The sequence below is a fragment of the Paenibacillus lupini genome (assembly GCF_011761355.1).
Taxonomy (GTDB): Bacteria; Bacillota; Bacilli; order Paenibacillales; family Paenibacillaceae; genus Pristimantibacillus; species Pristimantibacillus lupini.
This window is the reverse complement of sequence record NZ_JAASRW010000010.1, coordinates 161,049-179,658: the sequence shown is the minus strand read 5'-3', so window position 1 is coordinate 179,658 and position 18,610 is coordinate 161,049. Positions and strand designations below refer to the sequence as shown.

17 protein-coding genes and 1 pseudogene are annotated in these 18,610 nt (G+C 47.1%); 4 read left to right on the top strand and 14 right to left on the bottom strand.

The features are described from left to right. Positions 1-35: 35 nt before the first annotated feature. From tkt to FHS17_RS27135, 3 genes are all read right to left on the bottom strand, one after another. On the bottom strand, positions 36-2,054 hold the full coding sequence (gene tkt, locus FHS17_RS27145; protein WP_167282028.1) for a transketolase: 2,019 nt from the start codon (positions 2,052-2,054) through the stop codon (positions 36-38). 156 nt (positions 2,055-2,210) lie between these two features. Continuing rightward, on the bottom strand, positions 2,211-3,089 hold the full coding sequence (gene purU / locus FHS17_RS27140) for a formyltetrahydrofolate deformylase (protein WP_167282026.1): 879 nt from the start codon (positions 3,087-3,089) through the stop codon (positions 2,211-2,213). A gap of 47 nt (positions 3,090-3,136) precedes the next feature. Beyond that, on the bottom strand, positions 3,137-4,267 hold the full coding sequence (locus FHS17_RS27135; RefSeq protein WP_167282024.1) for a deoxyribonuclease IV: 1,131 nt from the start codon (positions 4,265-4,267) through the stop codon (positions 3,137-3,139). Between the two features lie 101 nt (positions 4,268-4,368). On the opposite strand from FHS17_RS27135, the gene FHS17_RS27130 reads away from it, so the two are divergent. The 3 genes from FHS17_RS27130 (at position 4,369) to FHS17_RS27120 (ending at position 6,543) form a co-directional block, all read left to right on the top strand. Further along, positions 4,369-4,806: a DUF2621 domain-containing protein gene (locus FHS17_RS27130; protein WP_167282022.1), complete on the top strand. Its 438-nt coding sequence runs from the start codon at positions 4,369-4,371 to the stop codon at positions 4,804-4,806. Between the two features lie 303 nt (positions 4,807-5,109). Next, positions 5,110-5,619: a hypothetical protein gene (locus FHS17_RS27125; protein WP_167282020.1), complete on the top strand. Its 510-nt coding sequence runs from the start codon at positions 5,110-5,112 to the stop codon at positions 5,617-5,619. Positions 5,620-5,637: 18 nt separating this feature from the next. Continuing rightward, positions 5,638-6,543 (top strand): TIGR01777 family oxidoreductase, encoded by a 906-nt coding sequence (locus tag FHS17_RS27120; protein ID WP_167282101.1) that lies wholly within the window; start codon positions 5,638-5,640, stop codon positions 6,541-6,543. A 9-nt stretch (positions 6,544-6,552) separates the two neighbouring features. Here FHS17_RS27120 and FHS17_RS27115 read toward each other — a convergent pair whose 3' ends face one another. Genes FHS17_RS27115 through FHS17_RS27070 form a run of 10 tightly spaced genes read right to left on the bottom strand, consistent with a single transcriptional unit; the run spans position 6,553 to position 16,720 of the window. Then, positions 6,553-8,046, bottom strand: a complete 1,494-nt coding sequence (locus FHS17_RS27115; protein WP_167282018.1) for a DUF6382 domain-containing protein — start codon at positions 8,044-8,046, stop codon at positions 6,553-6,555. 17 nt (positions 8,047-8,063) lie between these two features. Further along, positions 8,064-8,579, bottom strand: coding sequence for an A24 family peptidase (locus FHS17_RS27110; protein ID WP_167282016.1), 516 nt, complete (start codon positions 8,577-8,579; stop codon positions 8,064-8,066). After that, entirely contained in the window at positions 8,576-9,547 is a 972-nt protein-coding gene (locus tag FHS17_RS27105) for a TadE/TadG family type IV pilus assembly protein (RefSeq protein ID WP_167282014.1), read from the bottom strand. The genes FHS17_RS27110 and FHS17_RS27105 overlap by 4 nt, the downstream gene beginning before the upstream one ends. Continuing rightward, entirely contained in the window at positions 9,513-11,747 is a 2,235-nt protein-coding gene (locus FHS17_RS27100) for a hypothetical protein (protein ID WP_167282012.1), read from the bottom strand. Before FHS17_RS27100 ends, FHS17_RS27105 begins: the two co-directional genes overlap by 35 nt. Next, positions 11,744-12,385: a hypothetical protein gene (locus FHS17_RS27095; protein WP_167282010.1), complete on the bottom strand. Its 642-nt coding sequence runs from the start codon at positions 12,383-12,385 to the stop codon at positions 11,744-11,746. Before FHS17_RS27095 ends, FHS17_RS27100 begins: the two co-directional genes overlap by 4 nt. Positions 12,386-12,437: 52 nt before the next feature. After that, a complete protein-coding gene (locus FHS17_RS27090; RefSeq protein ID WP_167282008.1) occupies positions 12,438-12,626 on the bottom strand; it encodes a Flp1 family type IVb pilin in 189 nt (62 codons plus the stop codon). A 34-nt stretch (positions 12,627-12,660) separates the two neighbouring features. Next, positions 12,661-13,509 (bottom strand): type II secretion system F family protein, encoded by an 849-nt coding sequence (locus tag FHS17_RS27085; RefSeq protein ID WP_167282007.1) that lies wholly within the window; start codon positions 13,507-13,509, stop codon positions 12,661-12,663. A gap of 10 nt (positions 13,510-13,519) precedes the next feature. Beyond that, positions 13,520-14,380 (bottom strand): type II secretion system F family protein, encoded by an 861-nt coding sequence (locus FHS17_RS27080; RefSeq protein ID WP_167282005.1) that lies wholly within the window; start codon positions 14,378-14,380, stop codon positions 13,520-13,522. Then, positions 14,371-15,630 carry an ATPase, T2SS/T4P/T4SS family gene (locus FHS17_RS27075; RefSeq protein ID WP_167282003.1) on the bottom strand — a complete coding sequence of 420 codons (1,260 nt, stop codon included), beginning with the start codon at positions 15,628-15,630 and terminating at the stop codon, positions 14,371-14,373. The genes FHS17_RS27080 and FHS17_RS27075 overlap by 10 nt, the downstream gene beginning before the upstream one ends. Next, entirely contained in the window at positions 15,608-16,720 is a 1,113-nt protein-coding gene (locus FHS17_RS27070; protein WP_167282001.1) for a P-loop NTPase family protein, read from the bottom strand. The genes FHS17_RS27075 and FHS17_RS27070 overlap by 23 nt, the downstream gene beginning before the upstream one ends. Before the next feature lie 282 nt (positions 16,721-17,002). On the opposite strand from FHS17_RS27070, the gene FHS17_RS27065 reads away from it, so the two are divergent. Continuing rightward, positions 17,003-17,122, top strand: coding sequence for a paeninodin family lasso peptide (locus FHS17_RS27065; protein WP_167281999.1), 120 nt, complete (start codon positions 17,003-17,005; stop codon positions 17,120-17,122). 108 nt (positions 17,123-17,230) lie between these two features. Here FHS17_RS27065 and FHS17_RS31285 read toward each other — a convergent pair. Further along, positions 17,231-18,289: pseudogene (locus tag FHS17_RS31285) on the bottom strand (transposase). Positions 18,290-18,610 lie beyond the last annotated feature (321 nt).

Here is an 18,610-nt window from a genome sequence, read left to right as displayed (position 1 = left end):
TATGGTTAGCTCCTCTACGCCAATTACTTATTGGATTACAGTACGGACTTAACTTTGCTTACTACGTTCTCAACAGTGAAGCCGTATTCTTTGATTACGCGGTCGCCAGGAGCGGATGCGCCGAAACGGTCAATTGCGATAATCGCGCCTTGGTCGCCAACATAACGTTCCCAACCAAATGGATGAGCCATCTCTACCGCTACGCGAGCTTTAACTTCTGGCAGAATAACGGAATCTCTGTAAGCTTTGTCTTGTTTCTCGAACAGATCCCAGCTTGGCATGCTGATTACACGAACTTGAATGCCCTCTTCAGCAAGTGCTTTTTGAGCAGCAACAGCAAGTTGGACCTCGGAACCTGTAGCGATGATTTGAGCTTGTGGAGCGCCGTTTGCTGCATCAGATACAACATAAGCACCGCGTTTGATGTTATCACGGGAACCTGTTACAGTGCCTTCCAGGATCGGCAGGTTTTGACGAGTCAGAACAAGCGCTACTGGATTGCTTTGGTTCTCAACCGCGTAAGCCCAAGCTGCAGAAGTTTCGTTCGCATCAGCAGGACGAATAACTGTCAGATCAGGAATGATGCGGATCGAAGCCAGCTGCTCGATAGGTTCATGTGTAGGACCGTCTTCGCCAACAGCGATCGAGTCATGCGTCAGAACGTAAGTTACTGGTTGCTTCATGATAGCAGCAAGGCGAATAGCTGGACGCAGGTAGTCTGTGAATACGAAGAACGTACCACCGAATACTTTCATACCGCCATGCAGACTCATGCCGTTCATTGCTGCAGCCATACCGAACTCACGAACACCATAGTAGATGTTGCGGCCGTCGTAGCTGCCTGGTTTGAATTGTTCAAGACCTTTAAGGTGAGTCATTGTCGAGCTCTCCAAGTCAGCGGAACCGCCAGCCAGGTTAAGCACGTTTTTCGCAAGGCCATTCAGGGCGTTACCTGATGCTACGCGAGTCGATACTGCGTTGTCAGCCGTTGTGTATTTAGGAAGGTCAGCGTCCCAGCCCTCAGGCAGTTGGCCGGAAGTAGCAAGCTCGAATTGAGTTGCGAGTTCTGGGTTAGCTGCTTTGTAAGCTGCGAACATTTCATTCCATTTTGCATTTGCTTGCTCGCCGTTTTGTTTCACTTCTGCGAAGTGAGCGCGAACTTCGTCTGGTACATGGAATTGATGATCTTCCGACCAGCCGTAGAATTGTTTTGTCAATTTAGTCTCATCAGCACCCAGTGGGGAACCGTGAGGACCAGCATGTCCACCTTTGCCGCCTTTGTTCGGGCTGCCGTAACCGATAACGGTTTTGACTTCGATCAAAGTTGGTTTACCAGCTTCAGCTTGTGCTTCAGCGATGGCTTTCGACAATGCGTTCAGATCGTTGCCGTCTTCTACGCGAAGGACTTGCCAGCCGTAACCTTCAAAACGTTTTTGAACGCTCTCGGAGTAGGACAGGTCAAGTGCGCCGTCTAGGGAGATATCATTCGAATCATATAGAACAACCAATTTGCCAAGCTTCAAGTGACCTGCGAAGGAAGCTGCCTCATGGGAGATACCTTCCATCAAGTCGCCATCGCCGCAAATGGAGTATGTGAAGTGATCAACAACGTTAAAGCCTTCTTTATTGTAAGTCGCTGCCAGATGAGCTTCTGCCATCGCCATACCTACTGCCATTGCAACACCTTGTCCAAGTGGACCAGTTGTAGCGTCAACGCCAGCAGTGTGGCCGAACTCTGGGTGACCTGGTGTCAGGGAGCCCCATTGACGGAAGTTTTGCAGCTCTTCCAGAGGAAGATCATAACCGCTCAGGTGAAGCAAGCTGTAAAGCAGCATCGAACCATGTCCTGCGGACAGAACAAAACGGTCACGGTTAATCCAAGTCGGATTCGACGGATTGTGGTTCATGTTTTTCGCGAACAATTGGTAGCCCATTGGAGCTGCGCCCATAGGCATACCTGGATGTCCGGATTTAGCTTTCTCGATGGAGTCGATTGCAAGTGTGCGGATCGTGTCGATCGAAAGCTGTTCAATCGATTTTTGTGTAACTGTCATTACATACTTCCTCCTAATTCCTGTGTAAAATTGCTCGTTCTCTCTCTATATTTCATGATATAGCGCGAGTTGTAGCGCAATGGCTTTGAATATTGTACCATTCCGAAAACACGTTTGCCATCTTTAAAATATAGAATTTCTAGAGCATTTATTGGATTAATTGAAGACGACGGTCTTGTTTTGATGCACAATGACGCGGTCTTCGGTATGCCATTTCACAGCACGTGCGAGTACAACACGCTCGATTGTACGACCAATACGCTTCAATTCCTCTACGTTGTCACGGTGGCTGACGCGCTGAACGTCCTGCTCGATAATCGGGCCGCCATCGAGTTCCTCCGTTACATAATGTGCCGTTGCGCCGATGATTTTAACACCACGGTTATACGCTTGCGCATACGGCTTGCCGCCAACAAAGGCCGGAAGGAAGGAATGATGGATATTGATAATGCGGTTTGGGAATTGCTCGATAAATTTCGGCGAGATGATCTGCATATAACGGGCAAGCACGATGAGGTCAGCTTTGTCAGCGACGACTTCCATCTGCTTGCGCTCTGCTTCCACCTTCGAATCAGCTGTTACCGGAATATGATAATATGGAATACCAAATGACTCGACCATATCCTTCATATCCGGATGGTTGCTGACAACCATCGAGATGTCCGCGTCCAGATCGCCTGCTTTCCACTGCCACAGAAGCTCCATTAAACAATGGTCTTCCTTCGACACGAAGATCGCAAGACGCTTCTTGCGGCTCGCACGGAACGTATGCCATTTCATATCGAAGCGATCTGCCACACGAGCGAAATCTTCAACGAGCACAGGCAATTCTTTGTCCATATCGTTCAAATCAAATTCAAAGCGGATGAAAAACATTCCGCCTTCCGGATCCATTGTATATTGGTCCGATTGTACGATATTAGCCCCATGCTCGTACAAAAAATGGGAAACCGCCGCCACGATACCCGGTCGATCCGGGCACGAGATCAGCATGCGCGCGCGTCCGCTGCGCGACTCAGTAGTTGTTGAAGACATAAACGTTAAAACTTCCTTCCTTTTGCAATGGTTATCTTAAAGCATAATTACACATTCTTAAGCAATTGCTTGCCTGCAAACCATGCTGTAATCCGTTGGTTGATCTGCTCTTCCGTCAAATCACCCGGAAGCGCATCAGTTTCCGAGAGTAAATCAAACAAGCGCTCCATCGGCTCGCGTGGATCTGCTTTTTTCGCCTTAGCATCGTTCTTCAGCACATCCCAAGTCGACAGGACAAATGTACGAGGGTCGATTTCCTGCTTGCCATAGAAATGATGCAGACGTTCTACATGGTCGAAGAAGGATTCGCCGAAACGATCCATCGCATCACCGCGAAGCAATGCTATCTCAGCTTCATACATCGGGAATTGCTTCTTATCATCCTTACCGATCCATGGTGTCTCCAGAATAAACGGTCTGCCTGCAAGTCCCTCATGATGAACGATCGAACGGATCGCCTCATGTCCAAGCCAACCTGCACCTACAGGAGCGTGACGGTCTTTACCTGCTCCGACAGGGTTCTTGCTGTCATTGACATGGACTACCGCTACTCGATCCAGACCGACGACTTGGTCAAACTTCTGAAGGACGCCGTCCAGATCATTGATGAGGTCATAACCCGCATCATGCATATGGCAGGTGTCCATACATACGGTCAAACGCTCATTATTTTGCACTTTATCAATAATTTGCGCAATCTCTTCAAAGCTTCGGCCGATTTCTGTTCCTTTGCCAGCCATCGTTTCGAGCGCGATGTTAACATTGGTGTCTTTTGTACCTTCCAAAACTTCATTAAGGCCTTCGGCAATACGAGCAATGCCGAATTCCGCGTCCTTATCCGTATAAGCACCAGGATGAAGCACGATATTTCTTACTCCGATATAATCGGTACGGCGGATTTCCTCCTGGAGGAAACGGACAGCCAGCTCGAACGTATCGTCCTTGTAGGAGCCCAGATTAATGATATATGGCGCATGCACCACAATCTCATTAATGCCAGCCGTCTCCATCATCGCTTTGCCTTCTTCAATATATAAAGATTCAATTGGCTTTCTCCGGGTATTCTGCGGTGCACCGGTATAAATCATGAAAGAGCTTGAACCATAGGACATAGCTTCTTTGGCCGCAGTAAGCAGCCCCTTGTCCGAAAATGATACATGGGAACCGATTTTCAACATCTTTTAAAACGCCCCTTTCGGTTGATCAACCCTTATTTTACAAGGAATGTCGAAATAAATCTAGGAATACGGTATAATTCTTCCTGAGGTGAAGGTACAGTATGAAATCAGCTCCCGATTGGTTTATGTTTTTCATTGTTTTCTGGGCAGTAGTGATGATCGGCGCGATGTCCATCGGCGGTTTCTTTATGTTCCGTAAGTTCCTGAAGGTGCTGCCGCAGCGAGACGGCAAGTCGAAGCTTGATTGGCAAAATTATTGGGTCGAACGGAGCCGCAGCATGTGGACGGATGACTCGAAGCATTTTCTGGACGAGTTAGTTTCCCCGGTTCCAACTGCTTTCCGCGATATTGCCAAGCATTCCATTGCGGCGAAGATTGGACAGGTAGCCATTGATAATGGCGCAACCGAGGTGACACGGAACCACTGCATTGAAGGATACATACGCGCAACGCCAAAGCGTGATTATCGAAGCCTTGTCTCCTTCCTGGAACGTAAAGGTATAGATTACGACCCGTTTCGGCATTTGCTCAATAAATAAAGTTAGTTCGATAGGTTGCTGCGCGAGCAGCAGCCTATTGTTATACTTGTACAAATAGTGTGTACAAGTATATTGGAACCTTAAACTGTTCTATTTCGTTAATATAAGCATTAGCTTTCGAAGCAGCATTGCTTCACAGATGTTTGAGGCAAGAAATTGCTTCACAATTCTTAAGCTAATGCTTACGAAGCAGAATTGCTTCACAATTCTTAAGCTAATGCTTACGAAGCAGAATTGCTTCACAATTCTTAAGCTAATGCTTTCGAAGCAGAATTGCTTCACAATTCTTTTGGGAGGTGCCCTATGACAACTACGAAAACAAAAAAGAAGAGCAGCTTAATCGCTGCTAGCGCCGTACTACTCGCCGTTATGATGACCGCATCTGCATGCGGCTCGGACAAAGCCAGCACAAACAATTCGGAGCAAGGCTCGTCCGTTGAACAACCAGCAAATGCTGCACCTGAAGCAACTGATAACCAAGCAGCAGAAAATAATAACAGTATAGAGAATAACAACAGCGGCGTAGTCGATCCTGAAACTGCATCACCGGATCCGGCAACAAGCACAGCACCTGAAGAAAGTGCAGTCAAGACAAATGAAGGTGTATTTGTTGGACAAGCTGATACAACCTCGGTTGAGATCGATCTGCCGGAAGGACCAATGGTTCTGCAATTTACAGAAGACATGACTGATACTCTTAATAGCATCGCTCCTGATACTAAGGTTCAATTCGAATACACCGAGAAAGTCATTGGAAGCGGCGATCAGCAAGTAACACAATACTTCCTGAAGAAAGTTGAAGCCAAATCCTAAATTGAAGGCGGATGAATGATGCTTGTTGCAGTAACGGGAGGCACCGGCTTTGTTGGCCGGAGGCTGGTAAAGGCATTACTTGAACGCGGCGACGAAGTATGGATTGTATCGAGAGCTAGTACCGCCGATTCCTCACAAGCAAATACCAAGCTTCATTATGTGACATGGAATGAACTTGCCACATCGCCTGACAGATTAGAAGGCATGGACACCATCGTGAACCTGGCCGGCGAAAGCATAAACCAGCGGTGGACTTCAGCAGCCAAACAGAGAGTACTGCAATCCCGGATAGATGCCACAGCACGTATCGCAGCGCTAATTCGAAGACTTAACCAGAAGCCGGAGTCCGTTATTAATGCCTCCGGCATTTCTGCATACGGAAGCTCATATACAGCAACATTCGACGAGACCAGTCCCATCAATGTAATCGACTTTCTATCGGGCGTCGTGGAACAATGGGAAAAGGCCGCCGATACCATTCCGGTGAAACGACTGGTAAAACTTCGTGTAGGAGTTGTACTGAATAAAGAAGGCGGAGCTTACCCACTAATGACTTTGCCTCATCGCTTGTTTGCTGGAGGCAAGCTTGGCAACGGTTCGCAGTGGCTGTCCTGGATCCATTTGGAGGATATGATCAGGCTTCTTCTTTTTTGCATCGATAACCATGAGATTCAAGGCCCGGTTAACGGTTCTGCTCCTGAACCCGTGACCAATGATACCTTTGGAAGAGCGCTGGGCCTAGCTATTGGCAGACCGCATTGGCTGCCTGCACCTGCTTTTCTAATGAAAGCTGTGCTAGGAGAAATGTCCTCCCTGCTCCTTGACGGCCAGCGTGCTATTCCAAGAAAAGCATTAGAGCATGGTTTTACATTCAAATATCCCAATATTGAAAGTGCTATGAAGGAATTAACAAACAAAAGCTGAAGACGAGAGTCAGCCTCTCATCTTCAGCTCATATTTGGGCCCGCTGCTGCCAGCAAGCTGAATAACATCCCCTAATGCCAAGGGATATGACTTATAGGGAATCATCGTTTGTCCGTTCAGCGTACTGCCGTTCCGGGATCCCAAATCTTTTGCCCGAAAAGCCCCCGCTTCCCTCTCCAGCTCCAGATGAAGCCGTGAAATCCCATGCGCTTCTTCCTCATAGCTGACCTGCTCGCCTAATCGACCGATTGTAAACCGTTCTTCCCGCCAATTTATCCATGCACCGCCGCCTGCCCATTCCCGGTATAATGAGGGTTCTAATCCCTGTTCACCTTCCCGCTCCATCAGCAGCACTGTTGCTTCAGCAGCATTCTGTTTGCTCCGGAGGTCGGCAGTATTTCCTACGTAGGCGTATGATCCAGCTTCTAAATCAACAATTGGCTTAGCTGGAGTTTTGAACTCGGTCTTGTTCAAAAGATGCTCTTCCTCTTCATAACGCGGCCACATCCCAAGCGGCTGTGATTCTGGAATAAACTCTTCCAACTCCTCGTCCTTTGTCAATAACCCTGCTGGCAGCCTCCGCATCCATACCATATATAAAGCAGCAATCCCCATAAAGCTCAAGCCCAAACAAATATATAAGCTGCTTCTTGAATGAGAAGGTATGTAAATATATTTCCATACACAAGCGACAGCTATCGCAACGACAGCAGCTGTAATCCATAGCTTCTTTTTCGTTACATCGGAATCAGGCTCCTCTTCCACTTCTACCAGCTGGATAGGCTGATTGTCAGCTGCGCGAAGCTTTACTTGCGGTATTGGCGCTTCAGGTTGAAGACGTAAAGGATCAATAGCTTCAGACTGCCTTGCAGCCGGAACAAAAGAAGGTACAATGGGCTGGATTGGACGTGGCCCAGATTGAATAAAAGCATCCCCGATCAGTCCAAGTAAAATAGACCGAAGCTCGCTTAACGGCCATTTGCTCCCGTTAAGAGGCTGAAGCACTCGCTGCAAACCAGCTCCGTCAATTTCTTGAATGTAAGCCGTCCAGCGAACGACCAGCGAAAGCAAGTCACCTGAACCAGGAACTCCGTCAAGCTGCCCTTCCTTCAAAGGCACATAAGCAACAGCTATATCATTTAATTGCTCGCCTACAAATAAATATTGGTCATCCAGCAGGCAGCCTTCAGGCCGCAGCATATGATGCTTACATTCTTCAAACGCTTCTACAATGCCAAGCAATAAGGTATAAAACTGCTCCATAGTCAGATGCTGAACCTGCAGCCGATGAAGCAGCATTTTTCTACCCGCCAATCCATACCGGAACGTAACACGCCCATCAATCTCCAGCCATTCGATCGGCAAAAGATGAGGGATTTTGCTGGATTGAAGCATCTGTAACTCAAGCCCATCCAGCTCTTCTCTACGAATCCCGTTCTTCCGGTCAATAATCATCTCATGTCCACGATTTATCGAAAAATCAATCATAAAAGGCTGTCTCATACTTCTCCCCCTTTCAATCAGATCGTTATCATCCACATCGTTATTGCACCAGGTGCTACCGCCAGCATAAATGGAAAGGTCCTGCCGGATTTGGCCCAAGTAAACCAAGACGTAACACCCAAACGGCTGCCTAATGGCAAGGACGTCAGTATGGAGAGGCCTGCTGTCATTCGTCTTGCAAATGGTCTATTAAATACAAGTAGAAGCAGCCCTACTAAACCCGCATACAAAATGGCATACATCATTAATTGAAGTACAGCCATTGTTCCAATCCACGCACCGATAGCAGCGAATAACTTCACATCTCCGGCACCTATTCCTTTTGCCAAATGCAGAACAAGTAATGGAATAAACCCTGCAGCCGCACCACCAATAGAAAGGAGCAGGCCATGCCATCCATCTGATAACAAAGCAAAAAAGCAGCCTCCTGCTAAAAATGAAACGGTAAGGAGATTAGGTATAGTCATTGATTTCAGATCCGTATAAAAGGCTGCTAATAATAGAATCGCAACTGCTCCAAAAGGTATAGTCATGACGCGGCCTCCTCCTTCTTGACGACATTAAAATGCATGGAAACGATTTTGCCCGATGCCGAGGTTGCTGTTAACTCCCAGGTGCCTGGTGTTGTATTGCCGGAAACGAGCCAGGTCCATTGTACATATCCATTGGCATCAGCCGTGGTGCTTCCAAGATGCTTCGCTTCACTTGTGCCGCTCTTGTACTTCACTTCAAGTGAAGCAGAAGCACCAGGTGAGGTTAATGCGATTACCGTTGCTCTATTGCCGGGGCGTAACGGAACTGGCTGAATAGAAACAATCTGAATCGGTATAATGTCGGCTGAAGCTATTTGCTCTTTTGCTGGTAAGGAATCATTTACCCATACACGCTCGGAAGCATGCTCCCGTAATACGATTTTTTTATTTATAAAAGGCAAGGACACAGGGAAGGTATATTCTGCTTCAATCGTCAAATATGGTTTTTCCTTCTCTTTCAAATCAGGAAGCGATAACCGTGACAGCTTCAAACGCTCTTTCTCCAAGACTGCTTCATCAGCAAACTGAAGGAGCAGCGGTTCAACTGCCGTACGTCCTATCTCAGTTGCTGCCGCATCTTCTACCGGCTGCCAGTTGCCTTCTAGAACTGCTGATGCTAATACATCTGCCGGAGCTGGCAGCCACTCCGCAGCCTCGGCCGCAATCGTTCCGCCCCAGTCCGGCAGCGGCAAGCTGATTGACCCCAAATTCGGGATGGACGAGGAAGCTTTCTGGAATGCAAGATCGGCCGGACGTATATGAGTCGCAATTTGCCTGACAGTCTGCGAAGCGGTTGATTGAAGTGCCATCTGTACTGCACAGAGTCGGATCAACACAATAAATAGGAGCAGGATAATAAGTAACAGAGGCATAACAAGAGCAGCCTCAAGCACGATACTGCCATCTTCCCTCTTCCTCGCCTGGCTCAGTCTCCTAATAAGACCATCCGATCGTTTGCGTTGTTTCATACTTTCCGTCGACAACCTTTCCCTGCAGAGATCCAAAACCCTGAATCATGTCCATTATGCCAGGTAAAAACCACAGCTTTGCGGTAGCTTGTACCTCACCTGTAATGGCTGTGGGCACTTGGGATAAAGTCACTCCATCATTATGCTCAATGACCGCAATCATCCTGGCAAGCGAAGATGGACGGTCCGATCCGCCATGTACCAGCATAAACAACCGCAAATAATCGGTATACGCAACATCCACATTTATATATTTAGATAATGGTGCTGCCCCGCGTTCTGTAAAAGCGACCATATCTTCCATCGTTTTCTCTAGTCCGTACACAATAGAGCAGGATAATATTAGTAATGGATGTGCGGATGCCTTGCAGGCTGACAAGCCCTCCATCGTTCTTATCGCCATCCGAACGCCAATCAATTCCCCATAAGCAGCGGCCAAATTAGCTGTTGTACTATGAAACCCGTAAATGACATATTCCGCTTCTTGATTGTTAAACGCGACAGCATGAGCAAGCTCTGCCTGATCACCGTTCATTAAGAGTGCTCGAAGATTTTGTGGAGCAAATGAAGCATAGTGCTGAAGCACATACTCCGACATATACACCGAATCCCTCGTTTGCTCGAGCATATCTGCGATACCTCCGAACAATCCGCCGATTAAAGAGGACGCATTCTCTGCTTCCTCATGTGCATCCCCGGCTACCTCAAGACCTGCTGCTTCCGCATCGTCTGCCTTCTGATTGAATAAGAGATTATCTTTGTACCTTTTCTCGATCTCTTGAATAACCTTAAGATGCTCTTCCGATTGAGGAACTGAAGTCATGCCATGCAGCAGATTCCTTGCCTTCGACCATAATTGACCGGCTTTTGCCTCTTGAGCCTGCCGTTCCTTCTTAACTTCTTTGTCTGTCAGCTTCTGCTCACGCTCATCTATTCTTGAGCCTGTGCGCAAATAAGCCCCCTCGTATTGTTCATAAGCGATGCGCAGATTTACTGCGCCTTCTTTTATTTGCTCATTGTTCATACTTGGGGTTGCTATACCCGCTGCCAAATTAGATATGAAACCTCCCGCTTCCATCTGCAAGGATGCAAAGACAGATGCCTGATCCGAAATTTCCTGACTATAATCGGTAAACCAGCTGTCAGGCAATACAAGCTCATCTGCAGTATTCTGAATCTCCTTCATATCGTTTGCCGGATCAGCCCCTACTACCTCAGCCTCAGCATCTTCACCTGCGAGTTTTTTTCCTGTAACACGGTCATATCCATTATTGGAAGGAGCATTAGCAGCTTCCTGCTTAATCCGCTGCATCTCTTCGTTAAACTGTTTGGCTGATTGAAGTGCTTGAACAGCTTCTCCCTGCAGCTTATCATGCTGTTTCTTTGCCAAAGCCAACTCGCGGGCCATTTCGTCCATCCAGGCTCTTGCCTTTTGTTCAAAATCTGCGATTTGTTCCGAATATCTTACTTTCTTCCCTTGTTCCGCCAGTTGTCTGTCCGTTAGCACCCAGCTTGCATACTGTGCATAATCTCCAGCCAATCTGGCCGCATGCTGGGTACCTGTTGCTAGTGCCAATGCTTTTGTTGGAATAAGTCCAGCAACATTAGTTACTGTCTCCGCCGCATCCCGCTGCAGTTGCAGAACGGTGGAAAGCTTCTCCTCCCGTTTGTCATACAGCTTTCTCAATTCTTCAAGTATATCGATGGTAACAGTGGCTTCCTTCATCGTTCCGGAGAGTGGAGCAAACTTTGCTGCCAGCTCTAATGTAAAATCAATGGGGGCTTTGTATTTGCTCTCTTCCAGCACTTGATGGACAAAAACGTCATGTTCGCCAAGTACTTCTGCAGGATCTGTATGAGCCGACTCAAGCTCCGCCTGTACGAGCTTGAATGAATCCTCTCCTTGAATAGAGGCCGCATCCGCATCCCTTCCGAAGTTGGCCTGCACCGTTTGTTCGAATATCTCATCACCATCAGTTCCGCCTCGACCGAATAACCCGTAGCGTTCATATAACCTCTCATCATAAGCAGAAAGAACAGACCGGACGCCAGACCGTGCAGCATCCTCGGTCAGTTTATGAAGGACAACGATTCGTGCATAATCAATCAGCACCGCCGAGAACAACAGCAGACCTGACAATACAACCGCCGAGAAAATCGTTATAGAGCCTTGTGAGGCATCACTTTTAACTTTGTTCACGAAGTTCCCGCTTTCTCGCCACCGCTGTATGCCTGAAGCGCTTTTCCAGCTTTTTGCTTCGACGTTCCATTATTGAATTTAGCTGTGTAATATCGGACCAGATCCACATCCCTGATAAATTGAACGGGGTCTACTATACTAGCCGATGCAACCGTCTTTGGCTCCGACAGCCCAAGCGTACGTTCAAGCGGTACAAGCGACATCGGCTGCATCAGCTTAACAGCTACTTTCCGATTCCATATGCTGTTTGAATAACCTACAGCCCCTTGAAAGGGCAGCCCAGCTTCACCTGTCAACCAGACAGATGCTTTATTCAGTTTTGCTCCAGACAGCTTTAGTGAACTCACATCCTGCATCAGAGGCAGTTCCAGAGAAAGATCGGTCTCACCAGTACTCATACCAAAGAGTGAACCCAGCATATAATCCTCGCCAATACGCCAGTACAAGCTGTCATATTCATGGGTGACAAGCATGCCGTTACGGGCATTCCGATGACTGTTATCCCAGCTGAATGAAGCTCGTTCTGCTGTTTCCGAGGCCGAATAGTAGAGAACAACTTTTTGGTAGATATACATACTAAAGAGCAGGAATAACAGGATAAGAAAAAAGATGATCGGAAATACCAACGTTGACTCCAACGTAAAGCTGCCTTCTGAATTCTGAAGCCAGCGGAGCCATCTGCGTACGCGATTACGAGAAAATTTTATCCGCTTCATCATCGGCTTTGCCCATTAATTTCTCTATCAGCTCGATAATCCAGTCTTTGAACAGCAGTGCAATAATAATAACCACTGCAATAATCAGTATCACTTCAAGCGTGCCTAGACCACTTTCTGAGCGCCAGAATGAACGAGCTGCTTTCCCTATTTTTTTCAACATAATAAACATCCCCTCTAATCATTCAAGTATTGGATTACGACATTAGCAGCATGGCTGGTGCCGCAACAAAAACCATTAAAACCAACAATATTCCAACAAGCGGAAATACGAGTTTGGATGAAGCCTCTTCCCCTCGGGAACGGGCAACGGCTTTGCGTTTCTCCCATAAGGTGTAGGAAATCTCCCGCAATGCAAGTACAAATTGATCGCCGCCTCTGCGGTAATTTAGTAATAGAACTGTTGTAAAAATAGATACCTCTTGCACAGCACAACCCCGGTTAAAACGTTCAATCGCAGAACTGAAGGATTCACCGTTGCTCAAAGCAACTGCGACTTTACTCCATTCCTTATATAGTGGATGAGTCGTTGTCTCCTTGCCTTCGAGGCAGCGGACGAAAGCCTGCAGCACCGGCTCTCCTGCACCAACAAGCAGCATCAGCTTGCTTAATGTCTCCGGCAGTTCAGCAACAATGGCTTGTTTTCTACGTTCAACGATTCGACCTGCCTCCATAAAGGGACGAAGCGGCAAAAGCAAACCAAGCAGTATTCCCATTCCTAAGAGAAGTGGTTCCTTAGCCAGTAAAGCAAGCAAAGAGCATCCCATTAAGACCACATATCCAAAGCCAACCGTCTCCGCTATCTGCTGCTTCGTTTGTGTCAACTGCCAGTCTGTCCCCTTGAGCAAAATCTGCTTCGAGTGATAGCTGCTAATTGGGAGCTGAAGATGTTCGTAAAACTTGCTCCGTTCCAGCATTCGGGCAAAAGGGATGGCGATCAGAAGCTCCTTCCACGCCGGCTTATTTCTCTTCAACAGACTGGACAGCGCTGTCTTCCCGATAAGCAAAAGCCATAGGAAAGCCAGCAGCAGTACAATAAAAGCCATCTCCCGCCTCCTATACCCGAATTTGCATAATCCTATGGATCAGCCAAAAGCATAATACTAGAACCCCAAGGCCGAGTGTAAGGAGTACATACCCGGCTCCTCCATACAATGGCTTCATATAGTCGGGAGCAAACGCATTAAGAAAACCAAGAAAAGCAAAGGGAACGGCCATCATAATGCGGGCTTCAAACCGCTTTTGCGCAAGCAGAACAGCAATCTCCTGTTTGACTTCCAGCTTCTCACCAATTGCCTGCGAAGTACGCTTCATTACTTCGACCAAATCGCCGCCCGATCGTTTACATACTGCAAATACATCTGCAAATTGGGTTATATCGTCCAAATTGGCCCGTATTGCCAGGCTGCGCAGCGCCTGCTCCAATGGTTCGGCATTATCCAGTCGATGCTTGATGATTTGAAACTCTACAATCAGCTCCGTATGAGGATCTGGATACAGCAGCTTTAAATCATCTATCGTTGCAAGAAACGCATTTTCGACCGACCTGCCCGCTGCCAGCGACGAAACAAGAGAATAAAGCGCCTCTTTAAATTGCAGCTGCAGCCGCTCCTTCCTGCGGATCAGAAGGGATGACCTGTACAGTCTTGGTGCAATAATGCCGCTAAACGCAAGCAAACTGGATATAACAAATGAGTGATAGATAAGATAAATTGCTGTAAAAACAGCAGCATATCCTATAGCAGCTGATCCGATAAACTGCCCAATCGATAATTGGTAATAATCATAGCTCTGAAGCTTCACCGGCTTAATTTGGGATGATTTCCCCCAAGATGATCTCTCCCATCCGCACCATTCCAGCAATAAACGCAAACGATCGGATGGAGATGGTTTGCCCGCCGTCCTGGCTAAAGGCATACGGCTTCCTCCCAACCACGCTCCATAGATAATCCGGCCATCGTAAGCTTCTCTGTATGCTGAAGCTTATTTGCTGTCCGCTTAAGCGATCCGATGACCTTTCCCTCTTCCTCACCTGCTTCTTCAAATTGGAAAAGTGGCCGGGTAGCAATCTCCCCTTCTTCAAGCCCAACAACTTCACAAATTTCCGTGACGCGGCGAGAACGGTCTCTGAATCTAGAGAGATGAATGACAATGTCAAGAGCGGAAGCGATCTGTTTTCGTATAGCTTGCACCGGCATATCCGCTGCGCTCATTACCATCGTCTCGAGACGTGACATCATATCCCTCGGGCCGTTGCTATGCCCAGTGGACATACTTCCCGCATGCCCTGTATTCATAGCTGCCAGCATATCGAGTGCTTCACCGCCGCGCACTTCCCCGACGATGATCCGGTTTGGCCTCATCCGCAGCGAGGCTCGAATCAATTCACGAATGGGGATCTCGCCTTTGCCTTCGGTATTCGCATTGCGTGTCTCCAGCGATACAAGGTTAGGAACACTTCGAATTTGCAGCTCCGCAGAATCTTCAATCGTAACCAGCCGTTCATCGCTTGGAATGTACTGGGAGAGGGCATTAAGGAAGGTTGTTTTCCCCGTTCCAGTTCCTCCGCTAATAAAAATGTTATACTGCGCTTTCGTTAGCAACTGAAGGAAAGCAGCAGCCTCCTGCGTTAACGCCCCGTTCTGTACGAGCTCGTTCATAGATAACGGCCGTTCTGGGAATTTGCGGATGGTCATAGCAGGCCCCCGCAGCGCGATAGGTGGAAGTACGATATGAACACGAGATCCGTCCTTTAGCCGCGCATCTACGATAGGAGAAGATTCATTAACGACCCGGTTCACACTTGCCACAATCGATTGGATCAAATCTTCCAAGCGCTCTCTGCTCTCGAAAGCTACAGGTAGCAGACTAAGCTTTCCACTGCGTTCAATAAAGATCTCTGCATGGTGATTGATCATGATCTCCGTTACAGTGGGATCATCCATAAGAGGCTGTAAAATATCGAGCCCACGAAAAGAATGAAACAGCCTTCGTACGAGTGATGCCAGTTCAGATGCAGTAAGCGGATGACTGCTGCTCCAAGCGAATACCGTCTGTTCTACGATTGCGGTTAACTGCTCATCAGATACGGCCCCACTGTAATCCAGCCTTTCCTTGATTCGATTCTTGAGCTCCAGTACGGATTCATCGGTCAGCAATAAACGCACCTCCTTCCTCCCTTACAAGCTCCTTAAACAACCGTTCAACAGCAGCCTTATATAGAGGCGAAGCCAAGACAGAGGTGGAAGAACCTAGCCGTATGTCCGGTAATGCTGCAGCTGCAGACTTGAATAAATGTAACGCGTGAGACTGACCGTCACTTCGATTAATAACTGGAAGAATACGCCGCTCAATCGTACGAAATCGATCTCCCCACCGCTGCATAGCATACTGATACACCAGCTGGCTTTTTCGCTGAACAGTCAAATCTTCTGTAATGAGCCATAAGATCTGATGACTAAGCTCCAAAACAGCCAGATGCAGCTCATCTTGTCCATCATCCAGTTCAATGACGATTTGATCATATTGGCCTGTAGAGACTATTGCCTGAATAATCGCAGCAGCATCAGCGGCTTGAAGCGTCATACGATCCTCTGGATTCGTACAAGGCAGGATATAATCACCTTTGAACGAAGCATACCGCTTACTATGTCTGGTCAGCCACTCTTCAACTTTGTCCGGATGGGATTGCAGCGTATAGAGCAGTTGGGATAATCCTTCCTCACCTGCTCCTATTCCTACTTCTCCAAGCCAAGCACCGGCAGCACTCCAACGCTCCAGATTCAAATAGAAAACACGATGGCCATTACTTGCCGCCGTATGAACCAGCTGTCTGGCTAGCGTTGTCTTCCCTACGCCGCCGGAGGCTGAATAGACGGTCGTGATATTTACCTCATGTTCTCTTACCGCAAGATGAGGGGCATTTGCCATAAAAGCAGCTATTCCCTGCAGCAGCCCGGGCAGCGCTTGAAATTGTAGCAGCTCATGATAATCAGGACACTGACCTATTGCCGTTACCAGTGCTGCAACCGGTACACATTCTGGCAACACATCAACATCAGCAGCCGCTTTCAGCATCTCGGGCTGCGCAGCAATCCCATGAATCGGGAAACCCGACTTTAAAAATTGAACAAAGGCTTCTACATGCGTGAAAGCCGTTAGCTGCCATTGTTCACTGAACGGACTATCCCGCATATAATCAGCTAGTCTCTTTACATAATCCTGCTCTTTGACTGCTATCGCTAATTGCTGCCTCACCTGCCTGCTCCTGCCTTTCTATTTCCGACAAAAACACAAAAAAGCACCGTAAAAGACGCAGTTACCTGCGATCTTCTACGGTGCTTCCGTAAAATTGCCGATTCAATTTGTAATGTACAAATCTTACCATTCCATCCAAATGCCCGTCAACCATATAACCTAAAAAGAATCAAAAACTTTTTTAATAAATAGATACATTTTGTATCATTATATGCTATAATCAGAAACGTAGCGTATCTCGTACATAGGGAGATACTTCAACTAACGATAGGAGGTGAAGGTATGAAAAAAGTATGGGAAGCACCAACTTTGGAAGTGCTGGATGTAAAAATGACTTTCGACGGTGATGTTGAAGCAGAAACATTCGGCAGACCTGGAAAAGGCAGTCATCATTACAGCTAATTAATCTTTAACAAAAAAGGGGCCGTCTCACAAGGGGAACGCTCACTTTGGAGACAGCTCGCATAAGTAAATGAAAAGATGAATTCAAAAAAGTAGCGTTGCAGAGGGCTATCCCTGTAACGCTATTTTGGTGTTTAGATCGCTTGCTGCTTTCTTCAGCAAATTGTGGGTAAGCGAAATCCGATCCTCGAGGCTAACTATCGGTAGGCCTCGAAGTAGGAAACTGCGAAATCCCCGATTATTCTTGATTTGGCCAAACACACTCTCCGGTTCGTGCATATGTCTAAAGGATAAGGCATGTCCATCTTCGCTCTTTAATTGCTCTCTCGCTTGTTGTTTGAGTCGAAGCTATTCCATGCTGACCTTTATTTCTCGATCTCCTTGCGCTTTTGTACAACGATCCTTTAGGGGACAGCCCTCGCAAGAAATACTACGATACAGGTGAGTAACGATTTCATATCTGCTCTCCATGTTACTTCTGCTCTCATAACTGAATAGAAGTTTCTAACCTGCTGCGCAAGTCCAAGGCTAATGATGAACTGATCTTCGGTGCCGATCTGCACGTTGTAACCAGGTTTCACTGACCATTACGTGTGTGGTCTTCCTTCATGCACATAAACGTGGCATCGTTGTCTGTTTTGCTAAAACTACTGTGTTTTCCGAGTGTTTCTTGCCGAATTTCATATTTTTGCAGGCGAGGAAGAAGATCTTTCCGAACAACATGAATAGCTTTCTTTAGCGGTTTGTCCTTTGGTTTTTCTTTAAGCTTGTTTTCTAGTTGCTGAACAGCCTGCTCCAAGTTTTTCACTCGTGATGCCTGAGGCTTCCCCAAGTACAGGAAGGTCCATGTTATTTAAAGCATGGTCTTCCTGCTTTTCTGCCTCTTCAATGGCAGCGAACAAGGTCTGTACTTTTTCTTGCAGTTTCAGCTTCTGTTTAACGACAACCTTACCCAACAAACGTGTAACGATTTGCGTTCGCTTCGATCTTCGTTCCATCCACAAAGTAGTGGTCGAGCCGGCAACCTCCGGGATAAGCTTTGGTGAAGAGATTCATATCTAAACGATTGACCACGTCGTTAATGACGCGAAAGAGATGGTTTTAGGAGATATCTTCCTGCAAGTCCATCGGTAAGAACAGCTGATCCATGGTATATTCTTTGTACATAAGAGCCTCTTTTTACTTAGAATGGTTGGTGGTACTTCTATTCTAACAAATATATTGGCTTCTTTTTGTTTGAGCATTTCCTGAACAAGTCAAGGACAGACTTAGCATTTTTATATGATTCTGGAGAAGCGTTAGTGTTCGCTTTTTTGAGGAATTCGAACCTTGCCTCATTGATTCAAAGGAATTCCAGAGCAATGGCGATCGGAAGAACATTTAAATGCGCATGCTGCTGCTTAGCCCGGATAAAATAGGAGGTGTCCCATCGTCATTTTCATGAATTATGGGACACCCCCTTTTTGTATTTAAAAAACGCAAAAAAAG

What these genes read in the sequence shown, in the direction of transcription:
- tkt (WP_167282028.1), bottom strand. Translation starts at nt 2,054, where the DNA reads ATGACAGTTACACAAAAATCGATTGAACAGCTTTCGATCGACACGATC.
- purU (WP_167282026.1), bottom strand. Translation starts at nt 3,089, where the DNA reads ATGTCTTCAACAACTACTGAGTCGCGCAGCGGACGCGCGCGCATGCTG.
- FHS17_RS27135 (WP_167282024.1), bottom strand. Translation starts at nt 4,267, where the DNA reads ATGTTGAAAATCGGTTCCCATGTATCATTTTCGGACAAGGGGCTGCTT.
- FHS17_RS27130 (WP_167282022.1), top strand. Translation starts at nt 4,369, where the DNA reads ATGAAATCAGCTCCCGATTGGTTTATGTTTTTCATTGTTTTCTGGGCA.
- FHS17_RS27125 (WP_167282020.1), top strand. Translation starts at nt 5,110, where the DNA reads ATGACAACTACGAAAACAAAAAAGAAGAGCAGCTTAATCGCTGCTAGC.
- FHS17_RS27120 (WP_167282101.1), top strand. Translation starts at nt 5,638, where the DNA reads ATGCTTGTTGCAGTAACGGGAGGCACCGGCTTTGTTGGCCGGAGGCTG.
- FHS17_RS27115 (WP_167282018.1), bottom strand. Translation starts at nt 8,046, where the DNA reads ATGAGACAGCCTTTTATGATTGATTTTTCGATAAATCGTGGACATGAG.
- FHS17_RS27110 (WP_167282016.1), bottom strand. Translation starts at nt 8,579, where the DNA reads ATGACTATACCTTTTGGAGCAGTTGCGATTCTATTATTAGCAGCCTTT.
- FHS17_RS27105 (WP_167282014.1), bottom strand. Translation starts at nt 9,547, where the DNA reads ATGAAACAACGCAAACGATCGGATGGTCTTATTAGGAGACTGAGCCAG.
- FHS17_RS27090 (WP_167282008.1), bottom strand. Translation starts at nt 12,626, where the DNA reads ATGTTGAAAAAAATAGGGAAAGCAGCTCGTTCATTCTGGCGCTCAGAA.
- FHS17_RS27085 (WP_167282007.1), bottom strand. Translation starts at nt 13,509, where the DNA reads ATGGCTTTTATTGTACTGCTGCTGGCTTTCCTATGGCTTTTGCTTATC.
- FHS17_RS27080 (WP_167282005.1), bottom strand. Translation starts at nt 14,380, where the DNA reads ATGCCTTTAGCCAGGACGGCGGGCAAACCATCTCCATCCGATCGTTTG.
- FHS17_RS27065 (WP_167281999.1), top strand. Translation starts at nt 17,003, where the DNA reads ATGAAAAAAGTATGGGAAGCACCAACTTTGGAAGTGCTGGATGTAAAA.